Genomic DNA, 19,575 nt, shown 5'->3' with positions numbered 1-19,575 from the left:
ATGGTGGTTTGGGATTTAACGCGACATTTTCTCGAGCTGGTCGATCATTCCGAGCGACCGGCCAGTGCCAATCGCGACGGATTCCAACGGGTCCGGCGCGATATGGACCGGTACGGAAATTTCTTGCGCCAGCCATTCCTGCAAGCCTTTCAACAAGGCGCCGCCGCCAGAAATGACGACACCCTGGTCGACCATGTCGCCCGACAATTCAGCGGGGCAATTTTCCAGCGTGGCGCGGATGCATTCCAAAATGGCTGACAAAGACTCGCTGAGCGCTTTTTGCATTTCGTCAGAACTCAATTCAATCGTTTTCGGCAATCCGCTCAATACGTCACGGCCGCGGATATTCATCTTTTTCGGTTCGTGAGGGATTGGCGCATAGCCAATTTCTTTTTTGATCGTTTCAGCCGTTTTCTCGCCGATCAATAAATTATAATGCTTGCGGACGTATTGGATGATGTCTTCATCCATCCGGTCGCCTGCGATCTTGATCGTATTGGAAGACACCACGCCGCCAAATGAAATGATGGCGACTTCTGTCGTGCCTCCTCCAATATCGACGATGACCGAAGCGACAGGTTCCGTAATCGGCAAGTCAGCGCCGATTGCTGCGGCAACTGTTTCTTCGATCAGGTGCACGGATTTTGCACCGCTTTGTTTGACAGCATCATGGATGGCGCGTCGTTCGACAGCGGTGGCACCGGACGGCGTGCAGACCATGACTTTTGGCTTCCTGAGAGAGCCGCCGAGCTGTTTTGCCGCTTTTTGCATGACCAGCTTCAAGAGCTCGCGGGTCACGTCAAAATCTGCGATGACGCCTTCTTTCATCGGGCGCACGATGCGGATGGAATCGGGCGCTTTGCCGAGCATCGCTTTCGCTTCGGTTCCGATGGCAATGACAGCGCCGCTGCGGGCATCCAGGGCGACGATCGATGGTTCATTCAAGATGACGCCTTTTGATTTTGTATAGACGAGAATATTGGCGGTACCGAGATCGATCCCGATATCCGTTGCAGAAAACATGGATGAATTCCTCCTAATCGGTATAAACACTGCTTATTCAAATTTTATCACTTTTCTGTGAGATGTGATAGAGGGAGGAGAAACAGAAAAAAGCCCTGCCCCGCATATGCGAGGCAGAGCTTTTTTACTTAATGACGCTCTTTCGGAAGCGGATCGATATGCTCTGCATCATGGCTATGAAGCTCTTTGCCAAGGAAATGAAGCAGTGTGAAGAAGAACATGAAGATCACAGCCATAAATCCGAGGACAGCAGTAATACCGTATAGCATAGTGATAACCCCTCTCTAAACTGTAATAATCCTATTCAGTATACATGAAAACGCATGGAAAATTAAGTGTCGAATTATCGACCTTTAAAATGCCCAGTTGCCGCCTCGGAAGATCGGTTCGCGCGTGCCGTCTTCCAAAATGCCGTCGATGTCCATATCAGCAGACCCGACCATGAAATCGACATGGGTGATGCTTTGGTTCAAGCCGTGTTCCTTCAATTCATCCGCTGACATCGTCTTGCCGCCTTCTAGGCAGAACGCATAGGCGCTGCCGATCGCGAAGTGGTTGGACGCATTTTCATCGAATAAAGTATTGAAGAACAAGATGCCGGAATCCGAAATTGGCGATTGGTGAGGCACTAATGCCACTTCGCCGAGGCGGTGGGAGCCTTCGTCCGTGGCGACCAATTCCTTGAGCACTTCTTCGCCTTGTTCGGCCGTGACATCGGTGATGCGCCCGCCTTCGAACGTGATTTTAAAGCCGTCGATGATATTGCCGCCGTAGCTGAGTGGCTTGGTGCTGGAGACGAAGCCGTTGACATCGTCTTTATGCGGCACTGTAAACACTTCTTCTGTCGGCATATTGGCCATGAAAGTATGTCCTTTTTCATTGACTGAACCAGCGCCTGCCCATAGATGACCTTTTGGCAGCGCGACTTCGAGGTCGGTGCCAGGTGCCTGGTAATGAAGCTTGGCGTATTTCTTGTCGTTCAAATAATCGGCTTTGGTGTGGAGCGTGCGGTCATGCTCGAGCCAAGCTTCGATCGGGTCTTTAGTATCTGCACGGACAGCCTTGAAAATCGCTTCCCAGAGCGCTTCTACTTGCTCGTTTTCCGGGAGGTCCGGGAACACTTTGTTCGCCCATTGTGCAGACGGTGCTGCTAGGACGCACCAGCTGATTTTATCGGATTGGACGTATTGGCGGTATTTATTTAGCGCTTGGCCGGTCGCTTTCTGGGACGCAGAAATGCGTTTGGAATCGATGCCTTTAAGCAGGTCCGGGCTTTGCGAAACGACGCTGATGAACGCAGCGCCTTGTTCGGCCAATTGCTCGCGCTCCTGGACTTTCCATTCCGGGAATTCGGCAAAAGAATCTTCCGGTGCTTTCTCAAAGCGCGTGCGGGAAATCACATCGTCGCTCCAATCCACGAATACTTGTCTCGCGCCTTCTTCATAAGCTTTCTTGACAATCAAGCGGACAAACGGTGCTGCATCTATGGAAGCTGCAATATACAATGTTTGGTCAGGCTGGATATTGACGCCTACCTTTACCGCCAATTCAGCATAGCGGGATAACTTTTCATCAAATGTAGTCATTTCCAAAAACACTCCTCTCATCCTCTCTATAGTAGCAATATTCAAACGCACAGCGCAATAGTCGGGGGCTGGAAATGAAAAACGGCTTGCATTTATAATTATAAAAGTTTAATATATAAACAAATGTTTAAAAAGGAGGGAGCCAATGAATCGCAACGAACAGAAAATCCTGGAGCTGATCGAGCGCGATCCGTATTTGTCCCAACAAGAAATGGCAGATGCGCTTGGGATTTCACGGCCATCTTTAGCCAATCTGATTTCCGGGCTCATCAAGCAAGGCAGGATTCTCGGCCGTGCATATGTGCTGCCCGAAGAAAATGCAATCCTTTGCATCGGCGGGGCGAATGTGGACCGGAAATTCCATTTGAAAGCACCGTCTGTCCACGGCACCTCGAATCCGGCAACGGTGACGAGGAGCGTCGGGGGCGTCGCACGTAATATCGCTGAAAACCTGGGCCGCCTTGGCCACGAAGTCCAATTGGTATCGGTTGCCGGAGACGATCCGGAATGGCGTTTCATCGAAGAAGTGTCTTCGCCTTATATGGACACTGCCATGACCAAAACGCTTTCGGAAGGCGCAACCGGCAGCTATACCGCTGTGCTGGAACCCGACGGCGAAATGACTTTGGCACTGGCGGACATGGACATCTACACGGAATTGACGCCTAGCTACTTGGAGCATCACCGCAGCAAGTTAATGCGTGCGAAACTATTGGCAGTCGACTTGAACTGCCCGAAAGAAACTGTAATGTATCTACAGGCTCTCGCATCGTCTTCGAATGTGCCGCTGGCTGTCATTCCCGTATCAGCCCCTAAAATGGATCGGTTAGGAGATGACTTGAGCGGGGTCAGCTTTCTGATTTTGAACCGCGACGAAGCGGCCCTCGGGCTCGGCATTTCCATCCAGGATCAAGCGGATTGGAAGCGCTCGGTTGAAATGCTTCTTGAGCAAGGCGCAAAAACAGCCGTCGTGACCGGCGGAAAAGACGGCGCCATGGCGGGCGACGAAAATGGCGTGATGCATTTCCGGGCAATCGAAACGCAGCAAGTAGAAGACGTCACGGGAGCTGGAGATGCCTTCTCTGGCGGCCTTCTTCACGCCCACCTATCAGGCTATGATTTTCATCAAGCGGTACAGATGGGCATGCTCAATGCATCCAAGACACTCGCAAGCAGCCAGACAGTGCGTCCTGAATTAACGGAAACAGTGTTAACTAAAGAACTGGAGGAATTGAAATGACAAACATGATCAGCTATTCAACAGAAGTACAGGAAGCCATCGAACAGAAAAAACCACTCGTCGCTTTGGAGTCGACAATCATCTCTCACGGCATGCCGTACCCACAAAACGTGGAAACGGCGCGTGAAGTCGAGCAGATCGTCCGCGACAACGGAGCCGTTCCGGCAACGATCGCATTGATGGACGGGCAAATCAAAATCGGCTTGTCGGATGAAGAACTTGAACTTCTGGGCAATTCACCGGACGTTGCGAAAGTATCCCGACGCGACATCGGCCAATTGCTTGCCACGAAGAAAATCGGCGCAACGACGGTTGCCGCAACGATGATCTGTGCAGAGCTCGCCGGCATCCGCGTCTTTGCGACTGGCGGCATCGGCGGAGTTCACCGCGGGGCAGAAGCGACGATGGATATTTCGGCTGACTTGGAAGAGTTGTCGAATACAGGGGTTGCGGTCGTCTGTGCAGGCGCGAAGTCGATTCTCGATATCGGGCTGACACTTGAATACCTCGAGACCAAAGGCGTACCGGTCATCGGCTACCAGACAGACGAGATGCCGGCATTCTACACACGCCACAGCGGCTTCCCGTTGAGCTACGGTTCGCAAACGACTGAAGAGCTTGCGGCTATCCTGAAAGCGCAATGGTCGCTCGGCTTGAAAGGCGGGGCGGTCATTGCCAACCCGATCCCTCAAGAGCATGCACTCGATAAAGACTTCATCGATGGCATCATCGAACAGGCGATGGCAGAAGCGAAAGTAAACGGCATCAACGGCAAAGAAGTCACGCCGTTTCTGCTCGGCAAAGTGAAAGAGTTGACGGAAGGACAGAGCTTGGTTGCCAATATCGAACTCGTCAAGCACAATGCCAAAGTCGGCGCGGAACTGGCCGCTTCATATGGAGCACTATAAGGACAAATTGTGAAAAAAAGACCCCTCGAGGGTCTTTTTTTATTGTTTACCGGCAGTTCTGTTTTCACGGGCTTGTTTTCAGGGTAAGGAAAGTCAAGGAGTTGAAGCTCATGAAAACGGATGTGTTCATCGGCGGAGGGGGAATAGGTGGGCTGACGCTCGCATTGAAACTGGCGAGGCGCGGCTTTGATGTCGTTCTGGCCGAACGCATGGCTGTCCGCTCGCCGACCTACAAGGGAGAGTTGCTGCAGCCGAAGAGCATGCAAGTATTCGACGGCCTTGATGTATACGATGCGATTTGCGATCGGTCCAATGAAATCAAAGTGCTCGATATGCTGGAACTGTCCAGCACCTTGAAAGTGAAAGATCAATCGTTCATGGATTACAGTGTGTTGCCCGGAAAATACAACGCCGCTTATATGATCCATCACGAAGAGCTAAAGACCATCATTCGGAAAGCGGCTTGCGAATACGACAACTTCCGTTACTTGAAAGGCACTGCTTGCAAAGGATATACCGAAAACACCGCCATTCTTCAAAAAGGAACCGAAAAGTTCGAAGTGGAAGCCAAATTTTTCTTCGGGGCGGAAGGCCGGTCATCGGTGACCAGAAAAGCGATGGACATCGAAGTGAAGCAGACGACGTACAACCATCATTTCCTGACGGTGACGTTTCCGCGGGCTGAGAACTTCACGGACGGCAAGATCATCTCGACTTATAACCGCTTTCTCGGTTTATTTCCGCTTCCAGATGACCAAGTGCGCAGCGTCTATTTGATTCCGCCAGGGGATTACAAAACCTTGAAAGAAAAGCCGATCAGCCATTTCCATAAGCTTTACACCGATTTGGCACCGGCCGTAGACGGCTATGTCCAGCGCTTGACCGACTGGAAGAAAATCCAGTTGATGATTCCGGTTATGTATCATGCTGAATCCTATGTAAAGGGCAATAAAGCAATCATCGGGGATGCGGCACATGCTGTCCATCCGATGGCGGGAGAAGGCATGAACATGGCGATACAGGACGCTGACGTTTTGGGTGAGCTTGCGGCTGACATTTTATCCGATGGAAAAACCGACCCGGAAAATCTTAAGTGGTACGAGAAAGTGCGCTACCGCCGGGCGGACCATGTCATCCAGCTAAGCCATCTGGCGGCGCTCGCCTATTCATTCCCGTATCGTCCGGTCAGCTATTTGCGCCAACGCACTTTTGAGCGCATGGAAGAAGATCCGATTCTTCATTTCAAGCAAATGTTGAATGTCTCGGGGCTTGGCTTATGGAAAGAGAATGTCCGGGACCGCTTTATCCAAGGCGGGTTCATGCCGGTACGCGCGAAGGAACTGACAGAAGGCACGAAAGAACTGAAATACTACAAACCGGAAGATGACTACCCGTGGAAAGTGGAGGGACTTATATGATCGATATAATGAAGATGGTAAAAGCAAGAACGTATATGAAACGCAATGAGCCCTTCCTGTACAGCTGGCATGCGTATGTCGGCTATGAACTGGACCTATTTAAGGCATTCGAACGACCAGTTACACAATTTGATGTAGCCGATGCTTTAGAACTCGATGAGCAGCTACTTGCGCAATGGGTAGCAATCGGCGTCTCGATTGGCTATTTAAAGGAAAGTGGACGCAACCGCTACCAAATAAAGAGCCGCTGGAAATTGCCGAAATCCAAAGGCAATAATTCATCGGGTGTATTGCTGAAGGAAATGATGGAACTGCACATTCCGACGCTTTTGGAGTACCCGAAAATGATGCGCAACCAAAGCCGCCTTCACTTTGATGAAGATGAGCACGCATCGACTGTCGCAGAAACAAGCCGTTTGCTTGAAGTATTGGCGTATCCGAAAATGGCCAAGAGATTGAAGGAAAAAGACTGCCGCCGTGTGCTTGATATCGGCTGCGGAGAAGGCGGCTACATAAAGAAATTGGGCCAGCGATTCCCAACGACGCAATTCACGGGAATCGAAATCAGCGAAGAAGTTGTCGAGAAGGCGAAAGAACTGACAGCAAACCAAAACAACGTCTCCATCGAGCAGGCGGATTTATGGAATTACAAACCAGAATCCCCACAGGATATGGTGATGCTCAATAACGTGCTGCATTATATCCCGCTCGAGAAGCGCCAGGCCTTGTTCAAGGAAATCAGCAGCTGGATTGCACCGGGAGGCATTTTCTCGGTCGTCACCCCAATCGCCGGTGGCCCGGACAGCCCGCCGTTCGCCAATGTCTTCAATAGCTTCTTCTCATCATTCGACAATCTCTACCGACTGCCGAAAAAGGAAGAACTCATCGAATGGGGAGAAGAATCAAACCTGGAATTCCTAAGTCTCCGCACTGTCATCAAAGAAGGCGGCTGGTACATCGTGCAATATGAAAAGAAAAGCGAGAGCGCCCGTTAAGCTTCGACAGGCATAAGGCGAGTTTCCGAAGCGGCGCTCTTTGCCGCACAGGAAAATTGACTTATGACCCGAGAAGCTGGGCGATCGAGCTGGACAAAGAAAAGCTGAGACAGCCATGTAGACCCGACAAGCACAAGACGGTTTGCTGAAGCGGCGTTACTTGCCGCGTAAGCAAAATGGCTTGTGACCTCGAGGGTCTGGCTGTCGAAGCTAGCCAAAAAGAAAAGCTGAAGTGGCCGTTTTGACTCGACAGGCGTAAGCCGAGTCCCCGAAGCGGCATTTTTCAGCCGCACAGGGGAATTGGCTTACGACCCGGGAGTCAGGCCATTGAAGCTAGACAATAAGAAAAGCTGAAGCAGCCGTTTAGATTCGACAGGCATAAGACGGATGGCCGAAGCGGCGCTTTTTGCCGCACAGGACAGTTGGCTTATGACCCGAGAATCTGGTTGCTGAAGCTAGACAAAGAAAAGCGAAAGCGCCCGTTTTTAGGAAGCTAACCTAAGGACGCGATGTCCTGTCGCAACGGTTAGCTGACCCACATCCTGTGGCCCCTCGACAGGCGTAAGCCGAGTCCCCGAAGCGAATCACAAAAAAGCCCTGAAGCATTTAGCTTCAGGGCTTTTCTTATTTGCGCAATGAACCGAGTTCAGAGGCAATGGCCTGCATTTCGTTCGGGCTGAAATTATCGCGATTTTTAACCATCTCGTAAATTTCACGCAAGTCTTCGTACTCGGACGTGTTGAAATGCTCTGCTTTCATTGCATCCACATTGACCATGCGCAGCTTCGTTTTTATTTCTTCAATCATAAAATCGACGTTCTCAGGTGATTGTTTGGATAAATCCATGATCCATTCCTGCCTTTCGGGTGGGTATGCTTTATCATTTCATTATTCAAATGGAATGTCAATTGCCAGAACGTGCTTGTTCTTTCTCTTCCTTGATCTTCGCCGTGATTTTCTTCGTCTCGTAAACGATGACACCAGAAAGTCCGAGAAGGCCGATCAAGTTCGGGAAAGCCATTAAGCCGTTCATGACATCCGAGAATGTCCAGACGACGTCAAGCGAGACCGTCGCCCCAACAAAGACCATCGCGACGAAAGCGATGCGGTAGACAATCAACAAGCTTGGATTCTTGAACAAATACTGGAAACATTTCTCGCCGTAATACGACCAGCCGATGATCGTCGAAGAAGCGAAGAAGATCAAGCCGATCGCCACGATGATCGGGCCAGCACCGCCAAGGAACTGCTCGAATGCGGCGGTTGTAAGCGCAGCACCTTCCAGGCTGTCATCGAGATACAAACCGGACATGACGATTGTGATGCCTGTAATCGAACAGATGATTAAAGTATCGAACAATACTTGCGTCATCGATACCAAAGCCTGGCGACCAGGCATATCGGTTTTTGCAGCTGCCGCCGCGATTGGCGCAGACCCAAGGCCCGCTTCGTTGGAGAAGACGCCTCGTGCGACACCGTAACGGATCGCAGCACCGATAGCGCCGCCGACTGCAGCTTCACCAGTAAAGGCGGCACTGAAAATCGTACCGAGCGCTGCAGGGATAAGATCCATATTCAGAATCATGATGATGATTCCTGCAATGATATAGAATAAGGCCATAAATGGAACGAAGAATGCTGTAACTTTACCGATTGTCTTGATTCCGCCGATGATGACGACAGCAGCGAAAATTGTCAAGATGATGCCTGTGATCCATGTCGGCACCGAAAACGTATCGCGCACGACAGATGCCACGGAGTTGGATTGTGTGCCGTTTCCAATGCCGAACGCTGCGATTGCGCCGAAAATGGCAAATAGCACGGCCAACCATTTCTGTTTCAAACCATGTTCAAGATAATACATCGGCCCGCCGGCCATTTGTCCTCGTGCATCCACAATGCGGTATTTGACGGCGAGTACAGCTTCACCGTATTTTGTCGCCATCCCGAAGAATGCAGAAAACCACATCCAGAAGACGGCTCCCGGGCCTCCGAGAATGACGGCGGTCGCAACGCCCACAATATTCCCTGTCCCGACTGTAGCGGCCATCGCCGTAGATAATGCCTGGAAATGGGAAATATCGCCCTGTGCATCTTTATCAGGGTTTTTGCTGAATGTCAGCTTCAGTGCATATGGCAAGAGGCGTAATTGCAAAAGCCCCAAGCGCACAGTCAGGAAGATCCCTGTACCCACCAGGAGAATCAAAAGCGGCGGTCCCCATACATAACCGCTAATCGTGCCTAGAAATTCTGTTAATGCCTCCATCTTTTCTCCTCCTTTTTTAAACTTTGTTCTTTAGAAAAAATTCCTCCTGTAGAGTTAATATTCCGAAAGTTTCATATCATAGTCAAGTTATTTTTAAAAAATAATTTACGAAGTGTTTAGATTATGGAGGAAGAGGGAAAAATTCGAAGTATGATGGAAACTATAATTTATACTAGGAGGAATTTGGAATGAGCCAAAACAAATTAATGACAGGAATAGTAGTAGGCGCGGCTGTAGGGGCACTAGTTTCACTTTTGGACAGCAACACGCGCGAAGATGTGATGAATAAATCGAAAAAAGCAAGTGAAAACGCAAAATATTATGCAAATAATAAAGATGAGCTGAAATCCGCCTTTAAAGAACAGGCAGAACGTGCACAGAATCTTTACTCCCGAATTTCCGAAGACGCTGCTTATGTAGGCGGCAAGGTAGAGCAAGTCAAGAAGTTGGTGCCGGAAGTGAAAGAAGTGGCACGGGACGCGAGAGGCGCTGTCATGGAAACGAAGGATGCGGTGGTCGAATCGAAAGAGGATGTTGTATCAGCAGTCAAAGAAGACAACCCGTCACCGAGTTCTTCACTGACGGAGGATTCTTCTACAAACGACTCTTCATCAAGTAACACCAACTCACAGAACCAGAATCGCAACTAAAGGCCAGATTCATGGCAACACACAAAAAAAGCGGCCAGTCCCAAGTACGGAAACCAAGGTATGACGTGCTGACTGGCCGTGGATTTATAAAAGAATTAGGGAAACGGATTAAAGACGTCGATGTGCAGGGACTCGGAGCGCAATTGGCGTTTTTTTTCCTATTATCGATATTCCCGTTGCTGATTTTTCTCGTCACTTTGCTTCCGTATTTGAATCTGCCGAGGGAAGAAGTCTTCCTGTTTATGCAAGATGTCATTCCATCGGAAGTGTATGTGCTGATTGAGCAGACCTTGAATGAAATCTTGACGAATCAAAACAGCGGCTTGTTATCTTTTGGTGTGCTGGCGACAATTTGGTCGGCGAGTCTCGGGATGGATGCATTGATTAAATCCTTGAATACTACCTACGGAGTGAGGGAGAGTAGGCCTTTATTGATAGCGAGAGGCATGTCGATTTTGATGACCATTCTTTTGATTATCATGTTGGTAGTAGCATTAGCGCTGCCTATATTCGGACGCCAGATCGGCCTGTTCTTTTTTGCATTTTTGGGTCTTGAAGAAGGGTTTCTGGAATTATGGGGGATGATTCGTTTCACCATTCCAGCCTTGATAACATTCATTGTATGCGCCGTGATTTATTGGCTTGCGCCAAATGTCCGGATTAGTTTCAGGACGGTGCTGCCAGGAGCGGCTTTTGCTTCTATCGGATGGCTGTTGCTGTCATTTTTGTTCTCTATCTATATCAATAATTTCGGCAATTTCTCAGCTACTTATGGCAGTATCGGGGGGATCATCCTGTTATTGCTGTGGCTCTACCTTTCAGCCATGTTGTTGATCATCGGCGGGCAAATCAATGCTGTCATGCAAGGAAGGCGGCATTCCAGGAAACGGCTGCATAAAAAGAAGGCGGCTCTCCCCAATAAATGAGGGAGAGCCGTCTTTTGTGTATTGAATTTTAAACATTGCGGTTAAGCATACGCAATCCGTTCAAAATGACCAAGATTGTGCTGCCTTCATGTCCGACCACTCCGAGCGGCAAAGAAATCGCCTGGAAGAAATTCGACAAGATAAGCATGATAATGACGGCGACGGAGAAAAAGATGTTCTGCTTGACGATACGCTGCATTTTTCTCGCCAGCCGGATCGAATAGGAAATACGGGATAAATCGTTTTTCATCAAAATAACGTCTGCGGTTTCTAGGGCGATATCGGTTCCTTCACCCATTGCGATGCCAGTCGTTGCTGTCGCAAGGGCAGGGGCGTCGTTGATGCCGTCTCCTGTCATCGCCACATATTTGTACTTAGCCAATAGTTTTTTCAAGTGCTGCACTTTATCGCCAGGCAGGCATTCACCGATGTACTCATCGACACCGGTTTCTTCCGCAATGGCTTTTGCGGTTTTACGGTTATCACCTGTGAGCATGATGCAATAAATGCCACGATCCTGAAGTTCGGCGATGGTGGATTTGGTAATGTCGCGAACAGTATCTTTGAGCGCCATAGCAGCGAGAATCCCGTGGCCATCCCTCACGAAAGTGACGGTTTTCCCTTGATTCGCCAGATTTTCAAGAATTCCGCCTTCAAAAGCATAAGCTTCATGCTCGCCGACAAAGCCGGGCTTGCCGATTAGGATTTCAGCGCCGTTGAACTGTGTTTTCAACCCATTACCGGGCACATCCACGACTTGCAGATTGCGCATCGGTTCGAATCCTTGTTGGATGACATAATCGGTCATTGCTTTTGCGAGGGGATGATTGGATTGGGATTCGATTCCTGCGACCAGCGCCATCACCTGTTCGCGATTTGCATCTTGGCGGATGATAAAATCAGTCACTTCGGGTTTGCCGCGTGTCAATGTGCCGGTCTTATCGAATGCGATGGCTTTAATGACGCTTAAATTCTCCAAATGCGCTCCGCCTTTAAAAATGACGCCGCTCTTGGCGCCGTTTGAAATGGCGGCAAGCGTAGCGGGCATGATGGAAGCGACCAATGCGCAAGGCGATGCCACTACAAGCAGTACCATGGCTCGGTAGAAGGTTTCATTCCAGCTCCAGCCCAACAAGAAATGGGGGAGGAACAGCATGAGCACGAAGACAATCAAGACAATTTTGACATAACGGCCTTCAAAGCGTTCGATAAATTGCTGGGAGGGAGATTTCTCACTTTCAGCGGATTGCACGAGCTCGATGATTTTTTGGAACATCGTTTCAGAACTCGGCTTGGTCATCACCATCGTGATCGAACCGGACAAATTGACGGTGCCCGCAAATAAATTATCGTGTTGGTATTTGGACACCGGAATCGCTTCACCGCTGATGGCGGATTCGTCGACAGCGGTTTGTCCGGAATGGACTTCACCATCGACAGGAATTCGCTCACCGGGCCGGACGGCGACCAGGTCTCCTGTGTTCAATTCACCGACCGGAACGCGCACCGTCTCGCCGGATTCTTTCAATAGCCAGGCTTCATCCGGCTGCATCTCCATGAGGGCAGACAGTTCTTTGCGGCTTTTGTTCATCGTATAGGTTTCAAGTGCGCCGCTTAACGCAAAGATGAAGATCAGGATGGCGCCTTCAGTCCAGTAGCCGATGATGGATGCACCAACAGCTGCCAGAATCATCAGGAATTCGACATTCAACTCTTTGTCTTCGATGGTTTTCTTGATGCCGTATTTCGCCTTCGCGTAGCCGCCGATTACGAATGCCAGCAAATAGATGGCGACGGAAGGAAGAGCGATATCCTGTAATTCCAGGATATAGGCGATAATGATCAGAACGCCTGATAACACCGCGGCGATCAATTCGATATGAGGCCGAACTTTATTCCACATAGCCACTCCTCCATCAAATAGTCAGATATCGGTAATTACTGTCAGTTTACCATACGGATCTCCGGATAGAAGCGGGATTTTGCTTAATATATGTCATTTTGGCTAATCCTTTTGCGAATGACATAAAAAGCCCTGAAGCTTTCATTGAAAGCTTCAGGGCTTGGGGATTATTCGTTTTCAGTAGATGGACGGTTTTTGAATTGCTGCATTTTGTTGTCCAAATCGTCGACCATGGCAATCAGCCGGTCAATATCTTCAAGCTCCGTGCTTTCCGGTTCGATGGCATCTAACACATCGAGGAACATGCTGAGCCTTTGTTTCATATAAGTTACTTGCTGTTCCTTATCAGTAATGGATTTTCCCATTGATTCCACCTCATTTCCATTGTATATAGTAGCTGATAACTAAAGGAATATCAATAGTACAGAAAAAATGCGGAAATAACGAAAATTTATTAATTGAATATTTACACTATTCTATTAATGTGATATAATTGCATCAATCCTTTACGAGGGGAGGACAAGACGGATCACCGAACCATAAAGAACGCGATAGGAAAGAGGAGGCGATTCGAGCATTTAGGTGGCTTCACCGACAGTGCGATTATGGAAACGAACTGTAAACATAAAACATAAAGGCTCAGCCCGCAATCTGCCATGCAGAAACGGACTGAGCCTTTTATGTGTTTAAATCAATTCGTATGTCTCCACAATGTCGATGGTCTCTTCAACAGAACGGACCATAGAGCAGTTTTTACGCGTCAATTCCATAACGCGCGGCATTTTCGCCTCATTGATATCGCCTTTGATGCGGAAATGCAGATGGACTTTTGAAACGCGGTCCGCTTCTTCGGCGACGCGGACGATTTCCTTCACTTCCACTTCGATGTCTTCTGCCGGCATCCGTTGCTTGTCCAATACTTTGCGGATGATCCCTGCGCTGCAGATGGCCAGTGAAGAAACCAGCAGCTGATAAGGGCGGAATCCGTATTCTTCATTAGTCGAGACGTGGAGCTCGCCAAAAGGCAAATGCCCGGTAAATCCGTTTTCATTCATGGAAAATTTCATCTTGTATCTCCTCCTTATGTTAAAATTGTAGCGGAAACTTCCAAAAATAGAAAAGAACGTGCTCGTTCGGGGAGGCATTATGAAATATTTCTTATCAAGCGAACGTGCCCGCTTTTGGATTTTGGTCGCCATTGTGTCGATATCAGGGTTTTCACAAGGCATGCTACTACCGCTCATTGCCGTCATTTTTGAACAGGACGGCGTATCGTCTGCACTGAACGGCCTCAGTGCAACAGGCTTATACATAGGCATTATCGCTGTCGCTCCGTTCATGGAGCCACAGCTGAGAAAGTTCGGTTTTAAACCGCTTATTCTCGTCGGCGGGGCGATGGTCATACTCGCCTTGCTTTCGTTTCCTTTATGGAAAAGCGTCTTATTTTGGTTTGTCTTGCGCATTTTGATCGGCGTAGGGGACCAGGCGCTGCATTTTTCGACGCAAACCTGGATCACCAGCACTTCGCCTCACCATAAGCTCGGCCGCAATATCGCGATCTACGGCATGTCGTTCAGTGTCGGTTTTGGTGCAGGTCCGCTATTCGTGCCGCTCGTCGAAGTGTTCGAAGCATTGCCGTTCATCATTTCCGGGGTTCTCTGTTTGATTGCCTGGTCATTGGTGTTTTTCCTGCGCAATGATTTTCCGGAGCATTCCGCCAGTTCCATGGGCGCCAAAGGAACCTTGCAGCGCTTTCGGACGGCTCTCGTCATCGGCTGGGTCGCTTTTTTGCCCCCGCTCGGCTATGGTTTTTTGGAAGCATCACTGAGCGCGATCTATCCGGTCTATGCTTTGCGCCAATCATTCGATATCAGCATGGTCTCCTATATTCTTGCTGCCTTTTCCATCGGGGCAATCGCCACGCAATTGCCGCTCGGTGAACTCAGTGACCGCATCGGACGGAAAAAGGTATTGATGATTGCGCTAAGCGGCGGTGGGCTGTCATTTTTAGTGGCGACGTTCTTTGAATCGAATGCCTGGCTCACGCTCGTTCTATTTGTGGTGGCTGGCATGTTTGTCGGTTCGACTTTTTCGCTCGGCATTTCTTATATGACTGACTTGATGCCGAAAGAATTGCTGCCGACTGGGAATTTATTATGCGGCGTGGCGTTCAGCGTCGGCAGTTTGATCGGCCCGGCAGCAGGCGGCTTGTTTCTTGAAGTCACCGAGCAGCTGAGTTTCCTATTGTTGATTACCGGAATCTTATTGACCTTATTCACCATCATCGCTTTTAAAGGGCCACACAAACAGACAGCCTAAATTCTGAAATGAATATGGTGCTGCAAAAGTGTAGGAAGCGGACGCTTCCTGCACTTTTTTAATTCCATGAAAAAAGCGACAGGCACCGTATTTAACGGTTGCCTGTCGCTTGGATTATGTCAGTGTTTGGGGTTCTTTGTCTGCATGCAATGCCATTTCAATGAAGAACCTGATTTCTTTATCAAATTGGCTGAAATGCTCACGCTTGAGCCGGAACTTATTGGTGTACTTAATTTTATTGCGCTGTTCTTCAGGGAGCAGGTTGTTGATCCACAACTCGGCTAATGCCGATGGTTCGCGGGAGGTGAGCGCAAGCAGTTCTGCGCCGATCTTTTCCCGCTGGCCAGGCCCGCCGCTGCAAATGGTGATAAACGAGTAATCGATTAAACCATCTTTTGACTTTTTAATAAAGGTCCGCATCGGCGCTGCAATTTTTCCAGCCCAAATCGGAGCCAGCAAAATCACCGGGCTGTATTCTCTCAGGTCAAAATCCAGCGGTGCCAAACGGGAGTCGCGCTTGATGAGGAAATCCATCAAGATCGATATATCTTTCCGTTTCTTTTGTTCTTTGATTTCGCGCAATTCGCACCCGATCCGGCTTTGCAGTTCTATCGCTAGCTTTTGATTGTTTTCGGAATGGGAGTAATAGATAATCAACGGCTTCATGGCAATTCCTCCTGAATAGCTGATTTCACCTGGGCTCTGGCAGTGGATGCTTTCAAAACCTGAGAACCTGTTAAAAAATCAAATGCAATGGCTGGAGTCAAGAGTATGCAAAGCGCGAATCAAAGAGCGGGAAACCTTCTATTTCAAGGTCAACAAGCACACCGCTTCCACTTGCGAAGTCTGCGGGAACATATCGATCGGCTGGATGTATTCGACGCGGTAAATCTTCGTCAATTGCTGCAAGTCTTTCGCAAGCGTGGACGGGTTGCATGACGTATAGACAAAACGTTTCGGTTTTACTTTCAAGATGGTTTTCAAAAGCGAATCCGCAAGCCCGGTGCGCGGCGGGTCGACTGTTAATACATCCGGCACATAACCTTCCTTGCGCCAGGTTTCGAGCCATTTTTCTGCCGTGCCTGTCACGTAAGTCGCTTGATGGCCTTGTTTTTTCGCGTTGGCTTTTGCATCGGCAATGCTTTCCGGAATGGTATCCATGCCGCGGATTTCACGGGCGGAATCCGCCAGCCATAGGCCGATCGTGCCGACGCCGCAGTACGCATCGACGACTGATTCCTTGCCGGTCAGTTTCGCTGCACGCTTAATTTCATCGTAGAGTTTGACGGTCTGTTCCGGATTCAATTGGAAAAATGCGCGGGCAGACAAATCGAACGACAATTCGCCGAGTTCTTCGTGAATGGTCGGTTTGCCGAACAGCGTACGCGTCGTGTCGCCAAATACCAATGAGGTTTTCTCGGTATTGACGTTTTGGACGATGGACACCAAGTTCGAATCGATTGCGCTCAAGCGTTCGACGAGCACTTTCTCTTTCGGAATGTCTTTGCGCGTCGTAATGAGCACAAGCTGGATTTCACCGGTTTTGACTGCCGTGCGGACAGCGATCGTGCGCACCAGCCCTTTCATCGATTTGCCGTCGTAGATGGATAGGTTCAATTCTTCAATGATGCGCTTCGCAGCATTGGTGATTTTCACCGTATCCGGATGCTGGACGAGGCATTGTTCGATATCGAGCAGCTGCTGAGAGCCTTCCGCAAACAAGCCGGCCATTACTTTGCCGTCTTTCTTGCGTGTTTGGAACTGGCTCTTATTGCGGTAATGCCAAGGGTCGTCCATGCCGATCGTTTCGCGTACTTGGATGTCCGTCCCGCGCAAATAACGGTCGAGTGATTGCAATACCAAGTCGCGTTTTTCGACGAGTTGCTGGCTATAGGATAAATGCTGCAATTGGCAGCCGCCGCATGTTTCAAAAATCGGGCACGGCGGCGTCTGGCGGTGGGGGCTAGCTTTACGGATTTTCAATATCCGGGCTTGCGCGAAATTATGTTTCACGATCGTCACTTGTGCTGTCACTTCTTCACCTGGCAGTGCGCCGGGAACAAAGACGACATTGCGCTTGAAAAAGCCGACGCCTTCTCCGTTGATACCGAGTTTTTTAATGGTTAAGGGGAATTTCTGCCCCATTTCAATGATTGGTTTTTCAGTCATGCAGGTCACGTCCTTCAGTTGGTCATCCCTTCATTATACGCTTATTTGTATATGTCAGCCAGTGCTTCCGGCAAATTTGGGAACTCGAACTTAAATCCATGGTCGAGAAGAACGGTTGGCAGCGCGCGCTGTCCTTCGAGCACGAGCCTGCTTTTATCGCCAAGTGCAGCTTTTAACGCAAATGACGGAGCAGGGATCCAGTGTGGCCTGCCGAGTGCACGGCCGATTTCCTTGCCGACCGTTTTCATACGCTGTGGATTCGGCGCTGTCACATTGAACGGGCCTGTGAGTTCTTTCTGTTCAATGGCGAACAGGATCGCGCGCGCCGCATCGCGGACATGGATCCATGACAGCCATTGCCTGCCAGTGCCGACTGTGCCGCCGGCGAATAGCTTATACGGCAGTGCCATTAACGGCAGTGCACCTTGTTCTTTTCCAAGCAAAATGCCAAGACGTGCATATGATGTTCGGACGCCGTCAATTTGCGCTTGTTCGGCAAGGCCTTCCCAAGCGAGCACAGTTTCAGCCAGAAAATCATTGCCATATTCGCGGTCGGCTTCTGTGTAAGTTTTGTGTTCAGAAGCAGGATAGATTCCGACAGCGCTTGCATTAACAAGTACTTCCGGTTTTTGTTCAAGTGCCGAAAGGATTCGCAGTACTTCTTTCGTCGCCGATACGCGGCTTTCGTAAATTTTCTTTTTTTGTTTATCTGTCCACAAGCCTTCGTTGATCGACGTACCGGCCAAATTGACGAGCGCATCGATGCCTTCAAGCTGGGCTTCAGGGCGTGCCCCTTCAGACAGCCAGCGGACATATGTAATGCCCGATTCCTTTGGTTTATCTGAACGTGTTAAAATAAACACTTCGTGGCCTTTTTCTTGCAGCAGTTCCGTTAAGACAGAACCGAGAAATCCGGTGCCGCCAGTTATCGCTATTTTCATTTCCATCGCCTCCATTTCTATCCCATACCCAATTCGAGCGAAGCATATGCCAAGAGGGCGTGCAAAGTGTATAATGGTAGGAGAAGCGAGGGGAAATTGATGCCAATCATTACGAAAATAACCCGCGGAAAAAACAATCCGGAACGCTATAATATTTATTTGGAAGAAAAATTTGCGTTCAGTGTCGACGAAACTTTGATCATCCGCTACCAATTGACTAAAGGCAAAGAACTCGACCAGTGGACGATCGAAGAAATGAACTTTGAGGATGAAGTCCGAAAAGCATTCAATAAAGCGTTGCATTACCTCGGCTTCCGCATGCGCAGCGAAGGCGAAGTCCGCAAGAAGTTGAAGGAAAAGGAATTCGGTGAAGCCGTCATCGATGAAGCGGTCAAGAAGCTTTACGAACTCAGCTTCCTCGATGACCAGCAGTTTTCGGAAGCCTTGCTCCGTACACAAATCAAATCCGGTAAAAAAGGGCCGCGCGCAATTCAGCAGGATATGCAAAAGAGAGGAATTGATAAGGCTATGCAAAAAGACGTCTTAACCAATTACAGTGAAGAAGAGCAGCTCGAAGTCGCCACCGGCCTAGCGGAAAAAATCGCAGCGAAAGAACAGTCGAAAACCCCGAGCCAAGTCAAACAGAAAATCAATGATTCATTGATGAGAAAAGGCTATCCTTACACGATCATCAAGCAAGCGATCGAAACCTTGGATCTTGAACGCGACGGAGACCAATGGATCGACAGCGTCCGCCAGCAAGGGGATAAACTATGGCGCAAGCACGAAAGCAAATTGTCGGGGAACGACCTGAGCCGGAAAGTGAAGCAAGGCCTATACCAAAAAGGCTTCCCGGGCGATGTGATCAGCCAGTACATCGAAGAAAAGGAGCTTGAAGATGAGTGAACATAAACCATATTCACAAATGGACGAAACGGAATTGCGCAATGAAATCGCCCGTCTGAAAGAAAAAGCGCGCAAGGCGGAACAGCTCGGCATCGTCAATGAATTCGCAGTGCTCGAGCGCAAAGCCATCATGGCGGCTTCGTTCCTGCTGGATCCAAAAGACTTTAAACCAGGGGAAGTCTACCGTGTGGAAGGCGACCCGAATGTCTATTTCCAGATTGATTACTTAAAAGGCAATTTTGCCTGGGGCTACCGCATGGGCGGCGACAAATACACGGAAGCGCTGCCGATTTCCATGCTCCGCCCATTAAAGGAAGGGAAGTGA

Annotated in this window: 20 protein-coding genes; 9 read left to right on the top strand and 11 right to left on the bottom strand. The window is 49.3% G+C overall.

What is annotated here, in order from left to right; all coding sequences use genetic code 11:
• Positions 1 to 15: 15 nt before the first annotated feature.
• From mreBH to DFR62_RS15735, 3 genes are all read right to left on the bottom strand, one after another.
• Positions 16 to 1,023: a rod-share determining protein MreBH gene (mreBH, locus tag DFR62_RS15740; RefSeq protein WP_058381370.1), complete on the bottom strand. Its 1,008-nt coding sequence runs from the start codon at positions 1,021 to 1,023 to the stop codon at positions 16 to 18.
• A gap of 128 nt (positions 1,024 to 1,151) precedes the next feature.
• On the bottom strand, positions 1,152 to 1,292 hold the full coding sequence (locus DFR62_RS17445) for a hypothetical protein (protein ID WP_167358028.1): 141 nt from the start codon (positions 1,290 to 1,292) through the stop codon (positions 1,152 to 1,154).
• 84 nt (positions 1,293 to 1,376) lie between these two features.
• Positions 1,377 to 2,609, bottom strand: coding sequence for an aminopeptidase (locus tag DFR62_RS15735; protein WP_121301229.1), 1,233 nt, complete (start codon positions 2,607 to 2,609; stop codon positions 1,377 to 1,379).
• Positions 2,610 to 2,754: 145 nt separating this feature from the next.
• Here DFR62_RS15735 and DFR62_RS15730 point away from each other — a divergent pair, with 145 nt between their 5' ends.
• The 4 genes from DFR62_RS15730 to DFR62_RS15715 all read left to right on the top strand — a co-directional run bounded on the left by DFR62_RS15730 (position 2,755) and on the right by DFR62_RS15715 (position 7,170).
• Positions 2,755 to 3,849: a carbohydrate kinase gene (locus DFR62_RS15730; RefSeq protein ID WP_121301228.1), complete on the top strand. Its 1,095-nt coding sequence runs from the start codon at positions 2,755 to 2,757 to the stop codon at positions 3,847 to 3,849.
• Complete coding sequence (locus tag DFR62_RS15725; RefSeq protein ID WP_121301227.1) at positions 3,846 to 4,757, top strand: pseudouridine-5'-phosphate glycosidase; 912 nt, start codon at positions 3,846 to 3,848, stop codon at positions 4,755 to 4,757. Before DFR62_RS15730 ends, DFR62_RS15725 begins: the two co-directional genes overlap by 4 nt.
• A gap of 110 nt (positions 4,758 to 4,867) precedes the next feature.
• Positions 4,868 to 6,175 carry an FAD-dependent oxidoreductase gene (locus DFR62_RS15720; protein ID WP_121301226.1) on the top strand — a complete coding sequence of 436 codons (1,308 nt, stop codon included), beginning with the start codon at positions 4,868 to 4,870 and terminating at the stop codon, positions 6,173 to 6,175.
• Positions 6,172 to 7,170 (top strand): class I SAM-dependent methyltransferase, encoded by a 999-nt coding sequence (locus DFR62_RS15715; RefSeq protein WP_121301225.1) that lies wholly within the window; start codon positions 6,172 to 6,174, stop codon positions 7,168 to 7,170. The genes DFR62_RS15720 and DFR62_RS15715 overlap by 4 nt, the downstream gene beginning before the upstream one ends.
• A 624-nt stretch (positions 7,171 to 7,794) precedes the next feature.
• Here DFR62_RS15715 and DFR62_RS15710 read toward each other — a convergent pair.
• Both DFR62_RS15710 and DFR62_RS15705 read right to left on the bottom strand, forming a co-directional pair.
• Positions 7,795 to 8,016 (bottom strand): DUF1128 domain-containing protein, encoded by a 222-nt coding sequence (locus DFR62_RS15710; RefSeq protein WP_058381364.1) that lies wholly within the window; start codon positions 8,014 to 8,016, stop codon positions 7,795 to 7,797.
• Between the two features lie 58 nt (positions 8,017 to 8,074).
• Positions 8,075 to 9,436, bottom strand: a complete 1,362-nt coding sequence (locus tag DFR62_RS15705; RefSeq protein ID WP_121301224.1) for an alanine/glycine:cation symporter family protein — start codon at positions 9,434 to 9,436, stop codon at positions 8,075 to 8,077.
• 188 nt (positions 9,437 to 9,624) lie between these two features.
• Here DFR62_RS15705 and DFR62_RS15700 point away from each other — a divergent pair, with 188 nt between their 5' ends.
• Complete coding sequence (locus DFR62_RS15700) at positions 9,625 to 10,086, top strand: YtxH domain-containing protein (protein WP_121301223.1); 462 nt, start codon at positions 9,625 to 9,627, stop codon at positions 10,084 to 10,086.
• 11 nt (positions 10,087 to 10,097) lie between these two features.
• Entirely contained in the window at positions 10,098 to 11,012 is a 915-nt protein-coding gene (locus tag DFR62_RS15695) for a YihY/virulence factor BrkB family protein (protein ID WP_121301222.1), read from the top strand.
• Between the two features lie 28 nt (positions 11,013 to 11,040).
• Here DFR62_RS15695 and DFR62_RS15690 read toward each other — a convergent pair whose 3' ends face one another.
• From DFR62_RS15690 to DFR62_RS15680, 3 genes are all read right to left on the bottom strand, one after another.
• A complete protein-coding gene (locus tag DFR62_RS15690) occupies positions 11,041 to 12,915 on the bottom strand; it encodes a heavy metal translocating P-type ATPase (protein WP_121301221.1) in 1,875 nt (624 codons plus the stop codon).
• A 167-nt stretch (positions 12,916 to 13,082) separates the two neighbouring features.
• Positions 13,083 to 13,280 (bottom strand): SE1561 family protein, encoded by a 198-nt coding sequence (locus DFR62_RS15685; RefSeq protein WP_058381359.1) that lies wholly within the window; start codon positions 13,278 to 13,280, stop codon positions 13,083 to 13,085.
• 321 nt (positions 13,281 to 13,601) lie between these two features.
• Positions 13,602 to 13,982: an OsmC family protein gene (locus DFR62_RS15680; protein ID WP_121301220.1), complete on the bottom strand. Its 381-nt coding sequence runs from the start codon at positions 13,980 to 13,982 to the stop codon at positions 13,602 to 13,604.
• 79 nt (positions 13,983 to 14,061) lie between these two features.
• On the opposite strand from DFR62_RS15680, the gene DFR62_RS15675 reads away from it, so the two are divergent.
• Positions 14,062 to 15,234 carry an MFS transporter gene (locus DFR62_RS15675; protein ID WP_121301219.1) on the top strand — a complete coding sequence of 391 codons (1,173 nt, stop codon included), beginning with the start codon at positions 14,062 to 14,064 and terminating at the stop codon, positions 15,232 to 15,234.
• Between the two features lie 114 nt (positions 15,235 to 15,348).
• On the opposite strand, the gene DFR62_RS15670 is transcribed toward DFR62_RS15675, so the two are convergent.
• From DFR62_RS15670 to DFR62_RS15660, 3 genes are all read right to left on the bottom strand, one after another.
• On the bottom strand, positions 15,349 to 15,900 hold the full coding sequence (locus DFR62_RS15670) for a flavodoxin family protein (RefSeq protein ID WP_121301218.1): 552 nt from the start codon (positions 15,898 to 15,900) through the stop codon (positions 15,349 to 15,351).
• Positions 15,901 to 16,038: 138 nt separating this feature from the next.
• Positions 16,039 to 17,403 (bottom strand): 23S rRNA (uracil(1939)-C(5))-methyltransferase RlmD, encoded by a 1,365-nt coding sequence (gene rlmD / locus DFR62_RS15665; protein ID WP_121301217.1) that lies wholly within the window; start codon positions 17,401 to 17,403, stop codon positions 16,039 to 16,041.
• A 41-nt stretch (positions 17,404 to 17,444) separates the two neighbouring features.
• Positions 17,445 to 18,344, bottom strand: coding sequence for a TIGR01777 family oxidoreductase (locus DFR62_RS15660; protein WP_121301216.1), 900 nt, complete (start codon positions 18,342 to 18,344; stop codon positions 17,445 to 17,447).
• A 99-nt stretch (positions 18,345 to 18,443) separates the two neighbouring features.
• On the opposite strand from DFR62_RS15660, the gene recX reads away from it, so the two are divergent.
• Positions 18,444 to 19,250 (top strand): recombination regulator RecX, encoded by an 807-nt coding sequence (gene recX, locus DFR62_RS15655; protein ID WP_121301215.1) that lies wholly within the window; start codon positions 18,444 to 18,446, stop codon positions 19,248 to 19,250.
• On the top strand, positions 19,243 to 19,575 hold the full coding sequence (locus tag DFR62_RS15650; RefSeq protein ID WP_058381352.1) for a YfhH family protein: 333 nt from the start codon (positions 19,243 to 19,245) through the stop codon (positions 19,573 to 19,575). The genes recX and DFR62_RS15650 overlap by 8 nt, the downstream gene beginning before the upstream one ends.

The sequence above is a fragment of the Planococcus citreus genome (assembly GCF_003664125.1).
GTDB classification, from domain to species: Bacteria; Bacillota; Bacilli; order Bacillales_A; family Planococcaceae; genus Planococcus; species Planococcus citreus.
The sequence above is the reverse complement of the archived record's forward strand: the minus strand, read 5'-3'. Positions and strand labels throughout refer to the sequence as shown.